This is a genomic window from Pseudoalteromonas sp. S16_S37 (assembly GCF_014694405.1).
Lineage (GTDB): Bacteria > Pseudomonadota > Gammaproteobacteria > Enterobacterales > Alteromonadaceae > Pseudoalteromonas.
On sequence record NZ_JAAUWV010000264.1, the window covers coordinates 1 to 237 of the forward strand.

The 237-nt window shown below is 38.0% G+C and carries 1 pseudogene; it reads left to right on the forward strand.

Going from position 1 to position 237, the window contains the following annotated elements:
- Positions 1-119: 119 nt before the first annotated feature.
- Positions 120-237, forward strand: a pseudogene (locus HC733_RS22860) (ISAs1-like element ISPsesp1 family transposase); the annotation flags it as partial.

Sequence of the window (237 nt, forward strand, 5' to 3'; positions counted from 1 at the left end):
TTTTTTTATTTAGCGATTCATAAGATCACTAAACATCATGAATGTTCCCCACATTTTCCAAAATTTCTAAAATCTCCATCTTATTGATATATAAACACTAGTTTTGGGGATACCTTAGACTGCTAGCACTGTACAGCTGGGTAAATCAACAACGAGAAAAATCAGGCATGCCAGTCATCGCTTTTGATGGCAAGACTATTCGTGGTGCGAGCAAACGCGCTACGGATAAACTCCATT